Source organism: Vulcaniibacterium tengchongense (assembly GCF_003814555.1).
Taxonomy (GTDB): Bacteria; Pseudomonadota; Gammaproteobacteria; order Xanthomonadales; family Xanthomonadaceae; genus Vulcaniibacterium; species Vulcaniibacterium tengchongense.
The window spans coordinates 539,873-557,023 of sequence record NZ_RKQN01000003.1 but is presented as its reverse complement, the minus strand read 5'-3'; the positions used below and the strand labels follow the sequence as shown (position 1 = coordinate 557,023).

The window sequence follows — 17,151 nt, the reverse complement described above, 5'->3', positions numbered from 1 at the left end:
GTGCCGTTAAGCTTGGCCGATGAACTCGCATCCGCCGCGCGGCTCGTTCCGCCTCCAGTTCCTCCTCGGCTTCCTCGCCTGCGCCGGGCTGCTGGGCTACGCGTTCTACGCCCAGCTGCACGACGGCCTGGAGCCGTGCCCGCTGTGCATCTTCCAGCGCGTGGCGTTCTTCGCGCTCGGCATCGTGTTCCTGGTCGGCGGCCTGCACGCGCCGAACGGCCGGGGCGGCCGCATCGGCTACGGCGCGCTCGCGCTGCTGGCCTCGCTGGCGGGCGTTCTCGTCGCCGGCAACCACGTGCGCCTGCAGCACCTGCCGCCGGACCAGGTGCCGGCATGCGGCCCCGGTCTGGACTACATGCTCGAGGCGATGCCGATCACCGGCGTGATCCGCAAGGTGATGACCGGCTCGGGCGAATGCGCGAACGTCGATTGGGCCTTCCTCGGCCTGTCGATGCCGGCGTGGAGCCTGATCTGGTTCGTGCTGCTCGCGATCTGGGCCGCGTACGCGGCGTTCCGGCGCCGTTGAGGCGCGTTCGGTTGCGCGCGACACCGTTGCCGCGGTAACGGTTGCGGCGGCCGCGGCGAGGGCGGATGATGGCCTGCCGCATCGCAACAAAGCCGCGCCGTCATGCCCAGCTCCGATCGCACCCTGCACGCCGTGAACCTGCCCAGCGACTGGTCGCCGCAGTCCTGGCGCAGCCGCCCGGCGATGCAGTTGCCGCAGTACCCGGACCAGGCTGCGCTCGAGGCGGCGCTGGCGGAATTGCGCGCGTTGCCGCCGCTGGTCACTTCGTGGGAGATCCTCGCGCTCAAGCAGCAGCTGGCCGAGGCGCAGGAAGGCAAGCGCTTCCTGCTGCAGGGCGGCGACTGCGCCGAGAGCTTCGATGCCTGCACCTCCGACGTGATCTCCAACCGGCTCAAGGTGCTGCTGCAGATGAGCCTGGTGCTGGTGCACGGCCTGCGCAAGCCGGTGGTGCGCGTGGGCCGCTTCGCCGGCCAGTACGCCAAGCCGCGTTCGGCCGACAGCGAGACGATCGGCGAGGTCACCCTGCCGAGCTACCGCGGCGACATGGTCAACGGCCCGGCCTTCACCGCGCAGGCGCGGGTGCCGGATCCGCGCCGCATGGTCAAGGCGCACGCGCGCTCGGCGATGACGATGAACTTCGTCCGCGCGCTGATCGACGGCGGCTTCGCCGACCTGCACCATCCCGAATACTGGAACCTGAGCTGGGTCGGGCACTCGCCGCTGGCCGAGGAGTACCGCCGCATGGTCGATGCGATCGGCGACGCGGTGCGCTTCATGGAGACGCTGTCCGGCAGCGAGGTGCACAACCTCAACCGGGTCGACTTCTACACCTCGCACGAGGCGCTGCTGTTGCCGTACGAGGAGTCGCTGACCCGGCAGGTGCCGCGCCACTGGGGCTGGTTCAACCTCAGCACGCACTTCCCCTGGATCGGCATGCGCACGGCCGCGGTCGACGGCGCCCACGCCGAGTACTTCCGCGGCATCCGCAATCCGATCGCGCTGAAGGTCGGGCCGTCGGTGACGCCCGACCAGCTGCTGCGCACGATCGACCTGCTCAACCCCGAGGACGAGCCGGGCCGCCTGACCTTCATCCATCGGATGGGCGCGGCCGGGATCGGCGACAAGCTGCCGCCGCTGCTGGAGGCGGTGCGCCGCGACGGCCGCCGCGTGCTGTGGGTGTGCGACCCGATGCACGGCAACACCGAGAGCACCCGCAACGGCTACAAGACCCGCCGCTTCCGCAACATCCGCAGCGAGCTGGAACAGGCGTTCGAACTGCACGCCGCCGCCGGCACGCGCCTGGGCGGCGTGCACCTGGAGCTGACCGGCGAGGACGTCACCGAATGCCTGGGCGGCGCGCGCGAGCTGACCGAGAGCGACCTGGAGCGCGCGTACAAGTCGACCGTGGACCCGCGCCTGAACTACGAGCAGGCGCTGGAGATCGCGATGCTGATCGTGCGCAAGCAGGCGCAGATCGCCGCGCCGGTGTAGCCGCGGCGGCATCGCTTCGCTTCCCGCCGCGACGGCGCATGCGTCGGTCGCGCCGCCGCCGGACGCGCCGCGGCGGCGCTTCCCCGGCGCGGGATCGCGCGGCGCCGGCGGCGCTCGGCGGGGCGCGTCGGCGGGCAACGTCGGCGGGAACCGCGGCGGCTTGCGCGCACGGGCCTTCTGCTCGAACGTATGCGCCAGCGCGATCAGGCGCGGCTCGCTCCAGGCGGCGCCCATGAACGTGAGTCCGAGCGGCGACCCGGCATAGTCGCCCATCGGCACGGTGATGCCGGGCGTTCCGGCGACCGCGCCGGCGCCGTAGCCGGGGCCGGCTAAATGGTCGCCGTTGACCGGATCGATCAGCCATGCCGGGCCGGTGCTCGGGGCCACCACCGCATCCAGCGCCTGCGCCCCCCAATACCGTCGCCAGGCCCCGAAGTAGGCCTGGGTGAGCGCCGGCTACTGAGCTCGTTGCGGGCCATGCGCGCCTGCAGTTCGGCGATGCCGAGCTCGGCATGGGCGAAGTCCGGGGCGGCCGTGGGTGGCTGCCGCGCGGCAGCCGGGCAGCGCGGCGAGCAGCGCCGCCAAGAGGAGCGAAAGGCGCGTGGCGATGTCCCCGGTCGCGAAGGGCCGGGCGCGAGCATCGCGGCCCCGATACCGGTGGCGCGGCATCGGCGGCCGGCACTGCGGCGGCCAAGCCCGAGGCCGGGTTCGGCCCCGGGGCGGGTCACGCCGACGGCAGGCGCGGGTCCGTGGCGGGGGGCGCCGCCGGCGCAGCAGGTCGCGGGCCAGCGCCGCGACCACCAGCAGGTTGAGCGCGAGCACCGCCGCCGACAGCGCCCCGGGGTGGCGGGCCAGCGCGAGCGCGTCCAGCGGCAGGTATGCCGCCGCGCCGAGGCAGCCCAGCCAGGACGCCCAGGCCCTCGCCCGCCACAGGCCCCAAGCTTCCAGCAGGCGCAGCGCGGCGTACCCGAGGCCCAGCGCGGCCGCGGTGCGCACGCCGTCCGGATTGATCGCCTGGGCCAGCCAGGCCTGCGCGCCGCGGTCCGGGTCGAGATGGAAGTGGGCGATCAGCGCGTGCAGCCAGCGCTGCAGCGGGGTCGGGCCGAGCAGTTCCAGCCCGCCGACCGCGAGCAGCGCCAGCAGGCCCTTGCCGGCCTCGACCAGGGCGATGGCGCGCAGGCCCGGCCGGGCCTGCGGATTGGATGCGTCGTGGGCGGCCTGGCTCATCCGGCGATGAAAAGCCGGATCGCCGCGGCGCGCAAGCCTCAGGCCGCGCGCGAGGCGCGCTTGCGGTCGGTCTCGCTGCGCAGCTTGTTGCGCAGGCGGATCTGCTTGGGCGTGACCTCGACCAGTTCGTCGTCGTCGATGAACTCCAGCGCCTGCTCCAGCGACATCTTGATCGGCGGGGTCAGCGCCAGCGCGTCGTCCTTGCCGGCGGCGCGGAAGTTGGTCAGCTGCTTGGCGCGCAGGGCGTTGACGGTGAGGTCGTTGTCCTTGGCGTGGATGCCGACGATCTGGCCCTCGTAGATCTCCTCGCCCGGCTCGATCAGCAGGCGGCCGCGCTCCTGCATCGCGAACTGCGCGTACGCGGTCGAGGTGCCGGTGTCGTTGGAGATCAGCACGCCGTTCTGGCGCTGGCCGATCGCGCCCTCGGCCTTGGGCCCGTAGTGGTCGAAGACGTGGAACAGCAGGCCGGTGCCCGCGGTCAGGGTGCGGAACTCGGTCTGGAAGCCGATCAGGCCGCGCGCCGGGATGATGAACTCCATGCGCACCCGGCCCTTGCCGTCCGGCTCCATGTTCTGCAGCAGCGCCTTGCGCTCGCCGAGCCGGCTCATCACGCCGCCCTGGTACTGCTCCTCCAGGTCGACCACCAGCTGCTCGTAGGGTTCCTGCAGCACGCCGTCGATCTCGCGCACGATCACCTCCGGGCGCGACACCGCCAGTTCGTAGCCTTCGCGGCGCATGTTCTCGATCAGGATCGACAGATGCAGCTCGCCGCGGCCGGAGACCTTGAACTTGTCGGCGTCGGCGGTGTCCTCGACCTTCAGCGCGACGTTGTGCTGGGTCTCGCGCATCAGGCGGTCGCGCAGCTGGCGCGAGGTGAGGAACTTGCCGCCGCTGCGGTCCTTGTGGCCGGCGAACGGCGAGTCGTTGACCTGGAAGGTCATGGAGATGGTCGGCTCGTCGACGGTCAGCACCGGCAACTGCTCGACCGCGGACGGGTCGCAGAGGGTGTCGGAGATGCCGATGCCCTCGATGCCGGAGAACGCGATGATATCGCCGGCTTGCGCCTCGGGCACCTCGATCCGCTCCAGGCCCATGAAGCCCAGCACCTGCAGCACCTTGGCGTTGCGCGGCTTGCCGTCGGCGGCGGAGATCACGGTGACCGGCTGGTTGGTCCTGACCTTGCCGCGCTGGATCCGGCCGACGCCGATCACGCCGACGTAGTTGTTGTAGTCCAGCGAGGTCACGCGCATCTGGAACGGGCCGTCCGGGTCGACCGGCGGCGCCGGCACGTGCTGGCAGATCGCCTCGAACAGCGGGGTCATGTCGCCGCCGCGCACGTCCTCGGTCAGGCCGGCGTAGCCCTGCAGGCCGGAGGCGTAGACCACCGGGAAGTCGAGCTGCTCGTCGGTCGCGCCGAGGCGGTCGAACAGGTCGAAGGTCTGGTCCAGCACCCAGCTCGGGCGCGCGCCCGGGCGGTCGACCTTGTTGACCACGACGATCGGCTTGAAGCCCATCGCGAACGCCTTCTGGGTGACGAAGCGGGTCTGCGGCATCGGCCCGTCCATCGCGTCGACCAGGATCAGCACCGAGTCGACCATCGACAGCACGCGCTCGACCTCGCCGCCGAAGTCGGCGTGGCCCGGGGTGTCGACGATGTTGATGCGCCACTGCTCGCCCGTGTTCGGGTGGGTCCAGCGGATCGCGGTGTTCTTGGAGAGGATGGTGATGCCGCGTTCCTTCTCCAGGTCGTTGCTGTCCATCACCCGCTCGGGCACGACGGCGCGCTCGCTGAGCGTGCCGGACTGCTTGAGCAGCTGGTCGACGAGGGTGGTCTTGCCGTGGTCGACGTGGGCGACGATGGCGATGTTGCGCAGGCGTTCGATGGACATGGGAGCGACGCCGGCGGGCGGCGAGAGGTCGTCGGGGTAGCCGGTTATTATAGCCGCCCATTGCGGCAAAACGCCTTGCCCGCCGCGATTCCGCCCGTCCCGTTCACCGGGCGGCGCGACACCCGCGCGCCGCGCCGCGGGGGCGCTTCAGCCGACGTCGGCCCGCATCGGCGACAATGCGCGTCGATCCCACCTCCGGAGCCTCCATGTCCCTGATCGCCCACTTCGCCACCTCGCGCGGCCCGATCCGCGTCGAACTCGCCGCCGACAAGGCGCCGCTGACCGTGGCCAACTTCGTCAACCTGGCCCGGCGCGGCTTCTACGACGGCCTGAGCTTCCACCGGGTGATCGCCGACTTCATGATCCAGGGCGGCTGCCCGCGCGGCACCGGCACCGGCGGCCCCGGCTATCGCTTCGAGGACGAGGTGCGCACCGGCCTCACCCACGAGCGCGGCGTGCTGTCGATGGCCAACGCCGGCCCGGGCACCAACGGCAGCCAGTTCTTCATCACCCACGTCGCCTGCCCGTGGCTGGACGGCAAGCACACCGTGTTCGGCAAGGTGGTCGAGGGCCAGGACGTGGTCGACAGCGTCAAGCAGGGCGACGTGATCGAATCGATCCGCATCGAGGGCGACGCCGACGCGGTGCTCGCCGCCAAGGCCGACCGCGTTGCCGAGTGGAACCGGATCCTCGACGAGAACGCCCGGCCGTAAGCGGCCGCCCGCGGCGCGCCGGGCCTTTCCGGACCGGGAAGGCACCGGCAGCGCGACGAGGCGCCCTGCGACGCCCGCTCCGGCCGCGCCGCAGCGGGCGTCGCCGCATCCGCCGCCGGGCCGCGCGCGGCGCGCGTGTTACCATTCCGAGGCTCGAAGGCGGCGAAATTCCTGCCGCGGAGCGTCCCCACACCGACTCCCACGAGGTCCCCGCGATGCCCCAGCTTGCCCGGCGCATCGGTCGCGCCAAGCCGAGCGCGATCATGCAGGTCGCCGAGAAGGCCAAGCGGCTGAAGGCCGAAGGCCGCGACATCATCAGCTTCTCGATCGGCGTTCCCAACTTCCTGCCCGGCGAACACGTCTACGCCGCCGCGCGCGACGCGCTGGCGAAAGACAGCGGCCAGTACGGCAGCAACCGCGGCGCGGACCTGCTGCTCGACGCGTTCATCGAGCACATGGGCAAGATCGGCCTGACCGGCTACGGCCGGGTCAACGTCGCCACCGGCGTCGGCGCCAAGCACGTGATCTACAACCTGGCCGAGGCGCTGCTGGACGAGGGCGACGCCATCGCCTTCCCGACCCCGTACTGGACCAGCTATCTCGACATCGCCGAGATCGTCAACGCCAAGATCGAGCTGCTGCCGTGCCCGCCGGAGCAGGACTACAAGCTCACCCCGGCCCAGCTCGACGCGGCGCTGGCGAAGAAGCCCAAGGTGTTCCTGTTCAACAATCCTTCGAACCCGACCGGCATGGTCTACACGAAGGAGGAGATCGCCGCGCTCGCCGACGTGATCGCCAAGTACCCGGACACCTGGGTGATCACCGACGACATCTACAACCGCATGGTGTTCGACGGCGTCGGCTATCACAACTTCGTGCACGCGCGCCCGGAACTGCGCGACCGGGTGATCTTCATCGACTCGCTGTCGAAGACCTACGGCATGCCCGGCTGGCGCGTGGGCTTCATGGCCGGCCCGGAAGCGGTCGCGCAGGCGATCGTGACGATGAACTCCAACCACATCACCAACGTGCCGGAGATCGCCACCGCCGCCGCGATCGCCGCGCTCACCGGCCCGCAGGACGTGCCGACCGCCAAATGCGCCGAGTTCCAGGCCAAGCGCGACCAGGTGATGGCGGCGCTGGCGCAGATCCCGGGCGTGGTCTGTCCGCGTCCGCAGGGCGCGTTCTACGTGTTCCCGGACATCAGCGTCGCCTTCGGCAGGACCCACGGCCCGACCGGGCTGGCCATCGGCAACGACGTCGATTTCTGCAACGCGCTGCTCGAAGCCAAGGGCGTGGCCTGCGTGCCGGGCTCGGCCTTCGGCGAGCCGCGTGCGCTGCGCATCAGCTACACCTGCCCGACGCAGCAGCTGGCGCCGGGCCTGCAGCGTTTCCAGGAATTCTTCGCCGAGTTGCAGTGATTCGGGGCGCGAGGTGCGGGATTCGCGGAAGGCGAACCCGGACCGCCCCGTAGCGCTGCCGCCATCGAAATCCGAACAACGAACCACGAATCCGGAGTTGCACCATGAAGACCCCCGTCCGCGTTGCCGTCACCGGCGCTGCCGGCCAGATCGGCTATTCGCTGCTGTTCCGCATCGCCTCCGGCGAGATGCTCGGCAAGGACCAGCCCGTGGTCCTGCAGATGCTCGAGCTGCCGCTGGAGAAGGCCCAGGCCGCGCTCAAGGGCGTGATGATGGAGCTGGAGGACTGCGCGTTCCCGCTGCTGGCCGGCATGGTCGGCACCGACGACCCCGAAGTGGCGTTCAAGGACGCCGACATCGCCCTGCTGGTCGGCGCCCGCCCGCGCGGCCCGGGCATGGAGCGCAAGGACCTGCTGCTGGAGAACGCCAAGATCTTCACCGCCCAGGGCGCGGCGTTGAACAAGGTGGCCAAGCGCGACGTCAAGGTGCTGGTGGTCGGCAACCCGGCCAACACCAACGCCTACATCGCGATGAAGTCCGCGCCGGACCTGCCGGCGAAGAACTTCACCGCGATGCTGCGCCTGGACCACAACCGCGCGCTGAGCCAGCTCGCCGCCAAGGCCGGGGTCGCCGTGGGCGACATCGAGAAGATGGTGGTGTGGGGCAACCACAGCCCGACCATGTACCCGGACTACCGCTTCGCCACGGTCAACGGCGAGTCGCTGAAGGACAAGATCAACGACGCGGAATGGAACGCGAACGTGTTCATCCCGACCGTCGGCAAGCGCGGCGCCGCGATCATCGAGGCGCGCGGGCTGTCCTCGGCCGCGTCGGCCGCGAACGCCGCGATCGACCACATCCGCGACTGGGTGCTGGGCACCAACGGCAAGTGGGTGACCATGGGCGTGCCGTCGGACGGCAGCTACGGAATCCCGGAGGGCATCATCTACGGCGTGCCGGTGACCTGCGAGAACGGCGAGTACACCCGGGTGCAGGGCCTGGAGATCGACGCGTTCTCGCGCGAGCGCATGGACAAGACCCTGGCCGAGCTCGAGGAAGAGCGCGCGGGTGTGGCGCACCTGCTGGGCTGACCGCAGCGGTAGCCGGACAGGACCAAGGGGCGGCTGCGGCCGCCCCGTTTTTTTTTGGGGGGCACGGGGCCGCGGCGTGCCGTCGCGGGCGCTGCCGCAGGCGACCGCGCGTGCCCCGCGCCCCTGCAGTCCGGAACGGGCTGCGCGCGATGCCGGGCGCTATGCGGGGCGGGACCGAGATCGCGAGGCAGGCGCCCCGGGCGGGGTTCAGGGCCGCTTCCGCACCTCGGTCGCGGCCGGGGGCAGCGCCGAACCGTCCTTTGCGGTCGGCGCCATCAACGGGATCGGCCTGCCGGTGCGCCGGTCGACCAACTGCGAATGGCGTTCGCCGCGCGTGAACAGGTGCCGTTCGCCCCACTGCCGCAGCGCCACCACGACCGGAAACAGGCTTTCCCCCCGGGGAGTCAACACGTACTCCTGGTAGGCGGTGCCGTCCGAGGCCGGCCGCGGTTGCAGGATGCCGGCGTCCACCAACTTGCGCAGGCGGTCGGCCAGGATGTTGCGGGCCACGCCGAGGCTGCGCTGGAAATCGCCAAAGCGGCCGACGCCGTCGAACGCGTCGCGCACGATCAGCAGTGACCAACGGTCGCCGATCACGTCGACGCAGCGCGCGACGGGGCAGGAGTCGGCGTGCAGGGGCTTGCGGCGTGGCATCGGCAGCTCACGGTCGGGGAATGAAGTTGCATTTTAAAACTTCCTCGCCTATCGTCCATATTGGTTTTGTTTTGAAACTGGAATGGTGGGCGCTGATGGAGGCATCCGTCGACCCGGCCGCGGCATCGTCCACCGGCGCCGCGACCGTGCGGCCCGCGGGCATGCGGCGCGGCCTGGTGCTGCTGTTCGCCGTAGCTAGCGGTTCGAGCGTGGCGAACGTGTACTACGCGCAGCCGTTGCTGGATGTGCTGGCGCAGGACTTCGGCATCGGCCACGGCACCGTCGGCGGGGTGGTGTCGGCCACCCAGGTCGGCTGTGCGCTGGCCTTGCTGCTGCTGGTGCCGCTGGGTGATCGGATGGACCGCCGTCGCCTGATGGCCGCGCAGTTGCTCGCGCTGGTGGTGGCACTGGTGGCCGTGGCCATGGCGCGTTCGGCGCCGGCGCTGCTGGCGAGCATGCTCGGCGTCGGCTTGCTGGGCACCGCGATGACGCAGGGGCTGATCGCCTATGCGGCCAGCGCGGCGGCGGCCCACGAGCAGGGCCGGGTGGTCGGTGCGGCGCAGGGGGGCGTGTTCGTCGGCTTGCTGCTGGCGCGGGTGTTCGCCGGCGCGGTCAGCGATCTGGCGGGCTGGCGCAGCGTATACCTGTGCGCCGCCGGGTTGATGCTGGCGCTGGCGTTGCCGCTATGGCGACAGTTGCCGACGATCACGGCCGCGCCGGGCGCGACGAGCTACCCGCGCCTGATCGCTTCGATGGCGGCGCTGCTGCGTCGGGAGCGGGTGCTGCAAGTCCGCGGCCTGCTGGCGCTGCTGATGTTCGCGGCATTCAACATCTTCTGGAGCGCCCTCGTGCTGCCGTTGAGCGCGCCGCCGCATGGCTACTCGCATACCGCGATCGGCGCCCTCGGGCTGGTGGGGGCGGCCGGCGCATTGGCCGCGGTGCGGGCAGGGCGGTGGGTGGACCGCGGCCATGGCCAGCGCACCAGCGCAGCCGCGCTGGCGCTGCTGCTGCTGGCCTGGTGGCCGCTGTCGCTGATGGAGCGGTCGCTCGTCGCCCTGGTGATCGGCATCGTGCTGCTGGACTTGGGTGGCCAGGCCTTGCACGTGACCAACCAGAGCCTGATCTTCCGCACCCGGGCGGAGGCGCATGGCCGACTGGTGGGCCTGTACATGCTGTTCTATGCGGTCGGCAGCGGGGCGGGGGCGATCGCCGCCACCGCGACCTACGCCCAGGCCGGCTGGCGCGGCGTGTGCCTGCTCGGGGCCGGGGTCAGCCTGCTGGCGCTGGCGTTCTGGCGGGCGACCCGGGGATAGGCGCTGCGGATCGCGGATCGCCGGGCGCGTCCGCTCCGGCGGCCGCGGCCTGGGGCCGAGCACCTGCGGACGCCGCGGTTGTGCGCCGCGCCATCGCGGCGCTAGACGATGGTCGTAACGCCATGCGCACGGCGCTGGTCTAGCCTGCTGGCGAAGACGGAGGCCGCCATGCGCTACGAGGAGTTCTACCGCCGTTCGATCGAGCAGCCGGAGGCGTTCTGGGCCGAGCAGGCGCAGGCGATCCACTGGCGCATGCCGCCGCAGCGGATCCTCGACTATTCCGAGCCGCCGTTCCGCAAGTGGTTCGCCGGCGGCGAAACCAACCTGTGCCACAACGCGGTCGACCGTCATCTGGAGGCACGCGGTGACCAACTGGCGCTGGTGGCGATCTCCACCGAGACCGGAGTCAACCGCGAGATCAGCTACCGCGAGCTGCACCGCGAGGTGAACGCCTTCGCCGCGGTGCTGAAGTCGCTCGGCGTCGGCCGCGGCGACCGGGTGGTGGTCTACATGCCGAACATGGCCGAGGCGGTGTTCGCGATGCTGGCCTGCGCCCGCATCGGCGCGGTGCATTCGGTGGTGTTCGGCGGCTTCGCCGCGCACAACCTGGCGCTGCGCATCGACGACGCGCGGCCGAAGCTGCTGATCTGCGCCGACGCCGGCATGCGCGGCGGCAAGGTGATCCCGTACAAGCCGCTGGTCGACGCCGCCTGCGCCGAGGCGCGCTTCCCGCCGCCGCACGTGCTGGTGGTCGACCGCGGCCTGGACCCCGGCCACGCGCGCGTCGACGGCCGCGATCTCGACTACGCCGCGCTGCGCGCGCGCCACGAGGGCGCGCAGGTCGAGGTCGAGTGGCTGGAATCGAACGAGCCCAGCTACCTGCTCTACACCTCCGGCACCACCGGCAAGCCCAAGGGCGTGCAGCGCGACGTCGGCGGCTACGCGGTCGCGCTGGCGCTGTCGATGTGGTCGATCTACGACGTGCGCGCCGGGCAGGTGATGTTCTCGACCTCGGACGTGGGCTGGGCGGTGGGCCACAGCTACAACGTGTACGGCCCGCTGATCGCCGGCGCGACCTCGGTGCTGTACGAGGGACTGCCGGTCCATCCCGATCCCGGCGTGTGGTGGCGCATCTGCGAGCGCTACGGCGTGCGCACGATGTTCTCCTCGCCCACCGCGGTCCGGGTGCTGAAGAAGCAGGACCCGGCGTGGCTGAAGAAGTACGACCTGTCGGCGCTGCGCTGGCTGTTCCTCGCCGGCGAGCCGCTGGACGAGCCGACTGCGCACTGGATCACCGAAGGCCTCGGCAAGACCATCGTCGACAACTACTGGCAGACCGAGACCGGCTGGCCGGTGCTGTCGCTGATGCCGGGGCTCGACCTGAAGCCGGTGAAGTTCGGCTCGCCCGGCCTGCCCACCCCCGGCTACAAGCTGCGCGTGATCGACGACGCCAGCGGCGCGGACGTCGCGCCCGGCGAGAAGGGCGTGCTGGTGATCGAGCCGCCGCTGCCGCCCGGTTGCCTGAGCACGGTGTGGAACGACGACGCCCGCTTCCTGTCGAGCTACTTCCGCCACTTCAAGGAGCTGCTGTACAGCACGCTGGACTGGGCGATCCGCGACGAGGACGGCTACACCTTCATCCTCGGCCGCACCGACGACGTGATCAACGTGGCCGGGCACCGGCTCGGCACGCGCGAGATCGAGGAAGCCTGCGCCAGCCACCCGAGCGTGGCCGAGGCGGCGGTGATCGGCGTGCGCGACGAGCTGAAGGGGCAGGTGCCGGTGGTGTTCGCCACGCTCAAGCCCGAGGGCCGCGGGCGCACGCCGGCGCAGGCCGCCGCCGACGTGCGCGATTGCGTGGCCGAGCGGCTTGGCGCGGTCGCGCGGCCGGCGCGGGTGTACCTGGTCAACGCGCTGCCGAAGACGCGCTCGGGCAAGCTGCTGCGGCGGTCGCTGCAGGCATTGGCCGAGCAGCGCGACCCCGGCGACCTGTCGACGCTGGACGATCCGAACGCGCTGGAGGAGGTGCGGCGCGCGCTGGAGCGCGGCGCCGACGCCGGCTGAGGCGCCGCCGCGCGCCTCCGGCGCGGCGTCGGCATGGCGGGGCGTCGCCGCCGCGCGCCGCGCGCGCTCCGAGGATGTGAGCGCGGCGATCCGTGCCGCGACGGACGGCAGCGGCCGGGCCCGGCGCGCGCCCGCATCCGTGCGGCCGCCGCATCCCCGCGCAATGCAGGCACCCCGGTCCGCGCGGCTGGCCCGGGCGCGTCGGCTAAAATGCCCGCTCACCCAGGAGACGCCATGACTTCCTCCAGCTCCGCCGGCGCGCGCTTCCGCGCCGCCCTCGCGGCCGAGAAGCCGCTGCAAGTCGTCGGAACCATCAACGCCAACCATGCGCTGCTCGCCAAGCGCGCCGGCTACCGCGCGATCTATCTCTCCGGTGGCGGCGTCGCCGCCGGTTCGCTCGGATTGCCGGACCTCGGCATCACCGGCCTGGAGGACGTGTTGATCGACGTGCGCCGCATCACCGACGTCTGCGACCTGCCGCTGCTGGTCGACATCGACACCGGCTTCGGCCCGAGCGCGTTCAACATCGAGCGCACGGTGAAGTCGCTGATCAAGGCCGGCGCCGCCGCCTGCCACATCGAGGACCAGGTCGGCGCCAAGCGCTGCGGCCATCGCCCCGGCAAGGAGATCGTGCCGCAGGGCGAGATGGTCGACCGGGTCAAGGCCGCCGCCGACGCCAGGACCGATCCGGACTTCTTCCTGATCGCCCGCACCGACGCGATCGCCGTGGACGGCGTGGACGCCGCGATCGAACGCGCGATCGCCTGCGTGGAGGCCGGCGCCGACGGCATCTTCGCCGAGGCCGCCTACGACCTCGACACCTACCGGCGTTTCGTCGAGGCGGTGAAGGCGCCGGTGCTGGCCAACATCACCGAGTTCGGCAAGACGCCGCTGTTCACCCGCGACGAGCTGGCCTCGGCGGGCGTGGCGATCCAGCTGTTCCCGCTGTCGGCGTTCCGCGCGATGAACAAGGCCGCCGAGAACGTCTATGCCGCGATCCGCCGCGACGGCCACCAGCAGAACGTGGTCGACACGATGCAGACCCGCGAGGAGCTGTACGAGCGCATCGGCTACCACGCGTTCGAGCAGAAGCTGGACGCGCTGTTCAAGAAGGGCGGCTGAGGCCGTCCCTCCGGCCGCGGCCGCCGCCGCGAAGGCGGAGCGAAGCCCGGAGCATGACCCGGGGGCAGCGGCAGCGCCGCCGCCCGCCGATCCGAAGCCGCAGTATCCGAGTGTCGAGGAGTTTCCGAAGATGAGCGAACAAGTCCTGCCCAAGGCCAAGAAGTCCGTCGCGCTGAGCGGCACCGCCGCCGGCAACACCGCGCTGTGCACGGTCGGCCGCAGCGGCAACGATCTGCACTACCGCGGCTACGACATCAAGGACCTGGCCACCCGGTCGACCTTCGAGGAGGTCGCGCACCTGCTGGTGCACGGCGTGCTGCCGAACCGCTCGCAGCTCGCCGCGTACAAGGCCAAGCTGAAGCGCCTGCGCGGGCTGCCGGCGATCGTGCAGGAGGCGCTGGAGCTGGTGCCGGCCAACGCGCATCCGATGGACGTGCTGCGCACCGGATGCTCGGTGCTGGGCACCGTGCTGCCCGAGCGCGAGGGCCATCCCGCCGCCGAGGCGCGCGACATCGCCGACAAGCTGATCGCCAGCCTCGGCTCGATGCTGCTGTACTGGTGGCACTTCACCCGCAACGGCCGCCGCATCGACGTAGAGACCGACGACGACTCGGTCGCCGCGCACTTCCTGCACCTGCTGCACGGCGGGCCGCCGTCGCAGCTTCATGCCGACTCGCTCGACAAGTCGCTGATCCTCTACGCCGAGCACGAGTTCAACGCCTCGACCTTCACCGCGCGGGTGATCGCCGGCACCGGCAGCGACCTGCATTCATGCATCACCGGCGCGATCGGCGCGCTGCGCGGGCCCAAGCACGGCGGCGCCAACGAGGTGGCGATGGACATCATCGCCCGCTACCGCAGCGCCGACGAGGCCGAGGCCGACATCCGCGCGCGCGTGGAGCGCAAGGAGATCGTGATCGGCTTCGGCCACCCGGTCTACACGGTCGGCGACCCGCGCAACCCGATCATCAAGGAGGTCAGCCGCAAGCTGTGCGAGGACGGCGGCAACCGCACCCTGTTCGAGGTGTCCGAGCGCATCGAGACGCTGATGTGGGACATGAAGAAGATGTTCCCGAACCTCGACTGGTACAGCGCCAGCGCCTACCACATGATGGGCATCCCGACGCCGATGTTCACCCCGCTGTTCGTGATCGCCCGCACCACCGGCTGGAGCGCGCACGTGATCGAGCAGCGCGAGGACGGCAAGATCATCCGCCCGAGCGCGAACTACATCGGTCCCGAGGACCGCGAGTACGTGCCGATCGAAAAGCGCGGCTGAGCGATCGCGGCGCCGGGCACGCGCCGGCTCCGGCGGTCGCCGCCCGGCGCGTCGCCCTGGCTCGCCGGGGCCGAGGCGAGGGCCCGCCGGCGGCCCGCGTCCCCTCGCCCCGGCCCCGCTCCCGCAAGCGGGGAGCGCGGCTGCCGCCGGAGCGGGCGCCCGCGGCCGCAAGCGGCGGCGCGGGCATGCCGCCCGTCGCCGGCGCTCCGCTTCGGGGCCCGGCGCGGTCCCCACCGCGTCGCGGCCGTGGCATAGTCGGCGCAGCAGCGCGTTCCGATGGTCCGGGGGGAAGCCATGCGCGACGACGAAGTGCCGAACAAGACCGCGGCCGGCCGCGACGAGATCCAGCGTCGCGCGCGCAAGCTGCCGCCGGTGCTGCGTTCGATCCTGCTGATGGTGGACGGCCAGCACAGCGCCGGCCAGCTGCGGCACACCCTCGCCGGCCTGCACGGGCCGGCCGATGCCCTGGAACAACTGCAGGCGATGGGCCTGATCGAACTCGCGCCGGCCGCGGCGCCGGCGCCGGCGCAACCCGTTCCCTTGGCGGATGCCGGTGCCTACGCCGTGCTGTACGCGCGCATGTCCGCCGCGGTGCGCGAGCACCTGGGCCTGCGCGGCTACTTCCTCCAGCTCAAGATCGAGCGCTGCACCGACGCCGCGGAGCTGCGCGCGCTGGTGCCGGAACTGCTGGCCGCGCTGGCGAAGGCGAACGGGCCGGCGCTGGCCGAGACCGTGGAGCAGGGCTTGCGGACCGCGGCGCCGGCGTGAAGCGGCGGCTCGCGGATCGTGCGAGCCGGAACGGCTGCCGCTACGGCGGGCGAGAGAGCCCGTGCCGGCCGTCGCAGGCCCGGCGAAGGACACCGTCCGGCGCGTCGCCGCCGGCGGCGCCCTTGAGCCCTTGGGTCCTGCCGGCGCAGCCGCGCATCGCGGCCAAACGAAGGCCCGCGGCGGCGGGCCGGCGCTACCCCAGCCCTTCGGCGGCCAGCGCCGCCTGCACGCCGGGGTCGGTTTCCATGCGCCGCTTGAACGCCGCCAGGTGGTCCAGGCCGCCCAGGTCCAGGTGCAGGCCTTCGGCCCAGCGCAGGGTGATGTAGAGGTAGGGATCGGCGTAACTGCGGAAGCCGGCCAGCCAAGGGCGGTCGGCGAGGCGGCGGTCGGCGATCTCCAGCAGCGCCCGCACGCGCTTGCGCGCGGCCTGCTTGACCGCCTCGTACTGGCCCGGGTCCTCGATGTAGGCGGCCGGGTTGAACATCGGCTTGAACGCCGGGTGCAGGTCGGAATTGACGAAGGCCAGCCAGCGGTTGGCCTCGGCGCGCTGGCGCGCGCTGCCGTCGCCGGCCAGGCCCGCCCCGGGGCACGCGTCGGCGATGTAGCCCAGGATTGCCGCGTTCTGGGTCAGCACGAAGTCGCCGTCCACCAGCGTCGGCACCGCGCCGGTCGGATTGATCGCCAGGTACTCCGCCGAGCGCATCGCCTCGCGGGTCATCACCTCGAACTCGAACGGCTGGCCGGTCCAGCGCAGGGCGATGTGGTCGGCGGTCGAGCAGGCGCCCGGCTTGGTGTAGAGCTTCATGCGCAATCCGATGCGTGGACGGGCCGGCGACTATCGCCGGCTGCGGCGCGGGACTCAAGCGCGCGGCCGGAACGCCGCGTCGCGCCGGCGGCTCAGCTGCGCCGTGGCTTGAGCGACTGCACCTTATAGAAGGTGTGGTCGCCGATGGTGGCCACCTGGTAGGCGGTGCGCCAGGAGGGGCTGGCGATCGCATGCGCGGCGAAGTGGCTGGCGCCGGGGACGATCTCCTGGCGCTTGCCCGGGGGCAGGGCCCAGTTGCGCTCGGCCGCCAGGGCGATGGTCACGGCCTCGGCCCAGGCCTCGGTGTTGCTCAGCCGGGTCGAGGGCGGCACCAGGGTCGGCGCGAACTGCTTGCGGGCGGTGACCACGTCGCAGACGCTGTCGCCCCACAGGCCGCTGTCGCGGCGGCGGAGGGCGACCTCGGCGACCGCCTGCTGGCCGCGCACGGACTGGTTGCGGGCCTCGAGGTACACGGTGGTGCTCAGGCACAGCGAATCGGCGGTTTGCGGCGGCAGGACCGACGCCAGCCACAGGATCCAAGCCAGTTTCATTGTTGGGACTCCTTGCTCCGTTGCGCCGGTCGGGGCGTCGTCCCGGACCGGGAACGAAGCGGGAGGACCGGCATGGCGTACTGGGGAGGGCAGCGGCTCTGCGGCGCGCTTTTGCCCCGGCGCCAAGACCGCGCGGACGGCGCGGGCGGCGAGGGTCGCCACCAAGGGGGTGGCCAGAAAGTGCGCGCACGGTAGCGGCGCGGAGATAAATCCGGCGTGAATGCGGGGGGCTTGACG

General features: G+C 71.7%; 14 protein-coding genes and 1 pseudogene. 10 read left to right on the top strand and 5 right to left on the bottom strand.

Annotated elements, in window-relative coordinates; genetic code table 11:
• Positions 1-19: 19 nt before the first annotated feature.
• Entirely contained in the window at positions 20-526 is a 507-nt protein-coding gene (locus EDC50_RS13005) for a disulfide bond formation protein B (protein ID WP_123770899.1), read from the top strand.
• A 102-nt stretch (positions 527-628) separates the two neighbouring features.
• Positions 629-2,017 (top strand): class II 3-deoxy-7-phosphoheptulonate synthase, encoded by a 1,389-nt coding sequence (locus tag EDC50_RS13000; RefSeq protein WP_123770898.1) that lies wholly within the window; start codon positions 629-631, stop codon positions 2,015-2,017.
• A gap of 759 nt (positions 2,018-2,776) precedes the next feature.
• Here EDC50_RS13000 and EDC50_RS16695 read toward each other — a convergent pair.
• Both EDC50_RS16695 and typA read right to left on the bottom strand, forming a co-directional pair.
• Positions 2,777-3,244 (bottom strand): annotated as a pseudogene (locus EDC50_RS16695) (DUF2127 domain-containing protein); the annotation flags it as partial.
• Between the two features lie 38 nt (positions 3,245-3,282).
• Positions 3,283-5,133: a translational GTPase TypA gene (gene typA / locus EDC50_RS12990; RefSeq protein ID WP_123770896.1), complete on the bottom strand. Its 1,851-nt coding sequence runs from the start codon at positions 5,131-5,133 to the stop codon at positions 3,283-3,285.
• Between the two features lie 206 nt (positions 5,134-5,339).
• On the opposite strand from typA, the gene EDC50_RS12985 reads away from it, so the two are divergent.
• The 3 genes from EDC50_RS12985 to EDC50_RS12975 all read left to right on the top strand — a co-directional run bounded on the left by EDC50_RS12985 (position 5,340) and on the right by EDC50_RS12975 (position 8,358).
• On the top strand, positions 5,340-5,846 hold the full coding sequence (locus tag EDC50_RS12985) for a peptidylprolyl isomerase (protein WP_123770895.1): 507 nt from the start codon (positions 5,340-5,342) through the stop codon (positions 5,844-5,846).
• A 215-nt stretch (positions 5,847-6,061) separates the two neighbouring features.
• Positions 6,062-7,267 (top strand): aminotransferase class I/II-fold pyridoxal phosphate-dependent enzyme, encoded by a 1,206-nt coding sequence (locus EDC50_RS12980; RefSeq protein WP_123770894.1) that lies wholly within the window; start codon positions 6,062-6,064, stop codon positions 7,265-7,267.
• Between the two features lie 104 nt (positions 7,268-7,371).
• Positions 7,372-8,358: a malate dehydrogenase gene (locus tag EDC50_RS12975; RefSeq protein WP_123770893.1), complete on the top strand. Its 987-nt coding sequence runs from the start codon at positions 7,372-7,374 to the stop codon at positions 8,356-8,358.
• A gap of 207 nt (positions 8,359-8,565) precedes the next feature.
• Here the strand turns inward: EDC50_RS12975 and EDC50_RS12970 are convergent, their stop codons facing one another.
• Positions 8,566-8,994, bottom strand: a complete 429-nt coding sequence (locus EDC50_RS12970) for a winged helix-turn-helix transcriptional regulator (RefSeq protein ID WP_199742100.1) — start codon at positions 8,992-8,994, stop codon at positions 8,566-8,568.
• 89 nt (positions 8,995-9,083) lie between these two features.
• Here EDC50_RS12970 and EDC50_RS12965 point away from each other — a divergent pair, with 89 nt between their 5' ends.
• From EDC50_RS12965 to EDC50_RS16435, 5 genes are all read left to right on the top strand, one after another.
• Complete coding sequence (locus EDC50_RS12965; protein WP_342352325.1) at positions 9,084-10,325, top strand: MFS transporter; 1,242 nt, start codon at positions 9,084-9,086, stop codon at positions 10,323-10,325.
• Positions 10,326-10,493: 168 nt separating this feature from the next.
• Positions 10,494-12,389 (top strand): propionate--CoA ligase, encoded by a 1,896-nt coding sequence (gene prpE / locus EDC50_RS12960; protein ID WP_123770891.1) that lies wholly within the window; start codon positions 10,494-10,496, stop codon positions 12,387-12,389.
• A 234-nt stretch (positions 12,390-12,623) separates the two neighbouring features.
• Positions 12,624-13,511 carry a methylisocitrate lyase gene (gene prpB / locus EDC50_RS12955; protein WP_123770890.1) on the top strand — a complete coding sequence of 296 codons (888 nt, stop codon included), beginning with the start codon at positions 12,624-12,626 and terminating at the stop codon, positions 13,509-13,511.
• 130 nt (positions 13,512-13,641) lie between these two features.
• A complete protein-coding gene (prpC, locus tag EDC50_RS12950) occupies positions 13,642-14,790 on the top strand; it encodes a bifunctional 2-methylcitrate synthase/citrate synthase (RefSeq protein ID WP_123770889.1) in 1,149 nt (382 codons plus the stop codon).
• Between the two features lie 294 nt (positions 14,791-15,084).
• Positions 15,085-15,558: a hypothetical protein gene (locus EDC50_RS16435; protein ID WP_158635664.1), complete on the top strand. Its 474-nt coding sequence runs from the start codon at positions 15,085-15,087 to the stop codon at positions 15,556-15,558.
• Positions 15,559-15,751: 193 nt separating this feature from the next.
• On the opposite strand, the gene EDC50_RS12940 is transcribed toward EDC50_RS16435, so the two are convergent.
• Together EDC50_RS12940 and EDC50_RS12935 are read right to left on the bottom strand one after the other, a co-directional pair.
• Positions 15,752-16,363, bottom strand: a complete 612-nt coding sequence (locus EDC50_RS12940; protein WP_123770888.1) for a glutathione S-transferase N-terminal domain-containing protein — start codon at positions 16,361-16,363, stop codon at positions 15,752-15,754.
• Positions 16,364-16,455: 92 nt separating this feature from the next.
• Positions 16,456-16,914, bottom strand: coding sequence for a cell wall hydrolase (locus EDC50_RS12935; RefSeq protein ID WP_123770887.1), 459 nt, complete (start codon positions 16,912-16,914; stop codon positions 16,456-16,458).
• Between the last annotated feature and the right edge of the window lie 237 nt (positions 16,915-17,151).

Coding starts and splice junctions, on each gene's coding strand:
- EDC50_RS13005 (WP_123770899.1), top strand. CDS start 20: ATGAACTCGCATCCGCCGCGCGGCTCGTTCCGCCTCCAGTTCCTCCTC.
- EDC50_RS13000 (WP_123770898.1), top strand. CDS start 629: ATGCCCAGCTCCGATCGCACCCTGCACGCCGTGAACCTGCCCAGCGAC.
- typA (WP_123770896.1), bottom strand. CDS start 5,133: ATGTCCATCGAACGCCTGCGCAACATCGCCATCGTCGCCCACGTCGAC.
- EDC50_RS12985 (WP_123770895.1), top strand. CDS start 5,340: ATGTCCCTGATCGCCCACTTCGCCACCTCGCGCGGCCCGATCCGCGTC.
- EDC50_RS12980 (WP_123770894.1), top strand. CDS start 6,062: ATGCCCCAGCTTGCCCGGCGCATCGGTCGCGCCAAGCCGAGCGCGATC.
- EDC50_RS12975 (WP_123770893.1), top strand. CDS start 7,372: ATGAAGACCCCCGTCCGCGTTGCCGTCACCGGCGCTGCCGGCCAGATC.
- prpE (WP_123770891.1), top strand. CDS start 10,494: ATGCGCTACGAGGAGTTCTACCGCCGTTCGATCGAGCAGCCGGAGGCG.
- prpB (WP_123770890.1), top strand. CDS start 12,624: ATGACTTCCTCCAGCTCCGCCGGCGCGCGCTTCCGCGCCGCCCTCGCG.
- prpC (WP_123770889.1), top strand. CDS start 13,642: ATGAGCGAACAAGTCCTGCCCAAGGCCAAGAAGTCCGTCGCGCTGAGC.
- EDC50_RS16435 (WP_158635664.1), top strand. CDS start 15,085: ATGCGCGACGACGAAGTGCCGAACAAGACCGCGGCCGGCCGCGACGAG.
- EDC50_RS12940 (WP_123770888.1), bottom strand. CDS start 16,363: ATGAAGCTCTACACCAAGCCGGGCGCCTGCTCGACCGCCGACCACATC.
- EDC50_RS12935 (WP_123770887.1), bottom strand. CDS start 16,914: ATGAAACTGGCTTGGATCCTGTGGCTGGCGTCGGTCCTGCCGCCGCAA.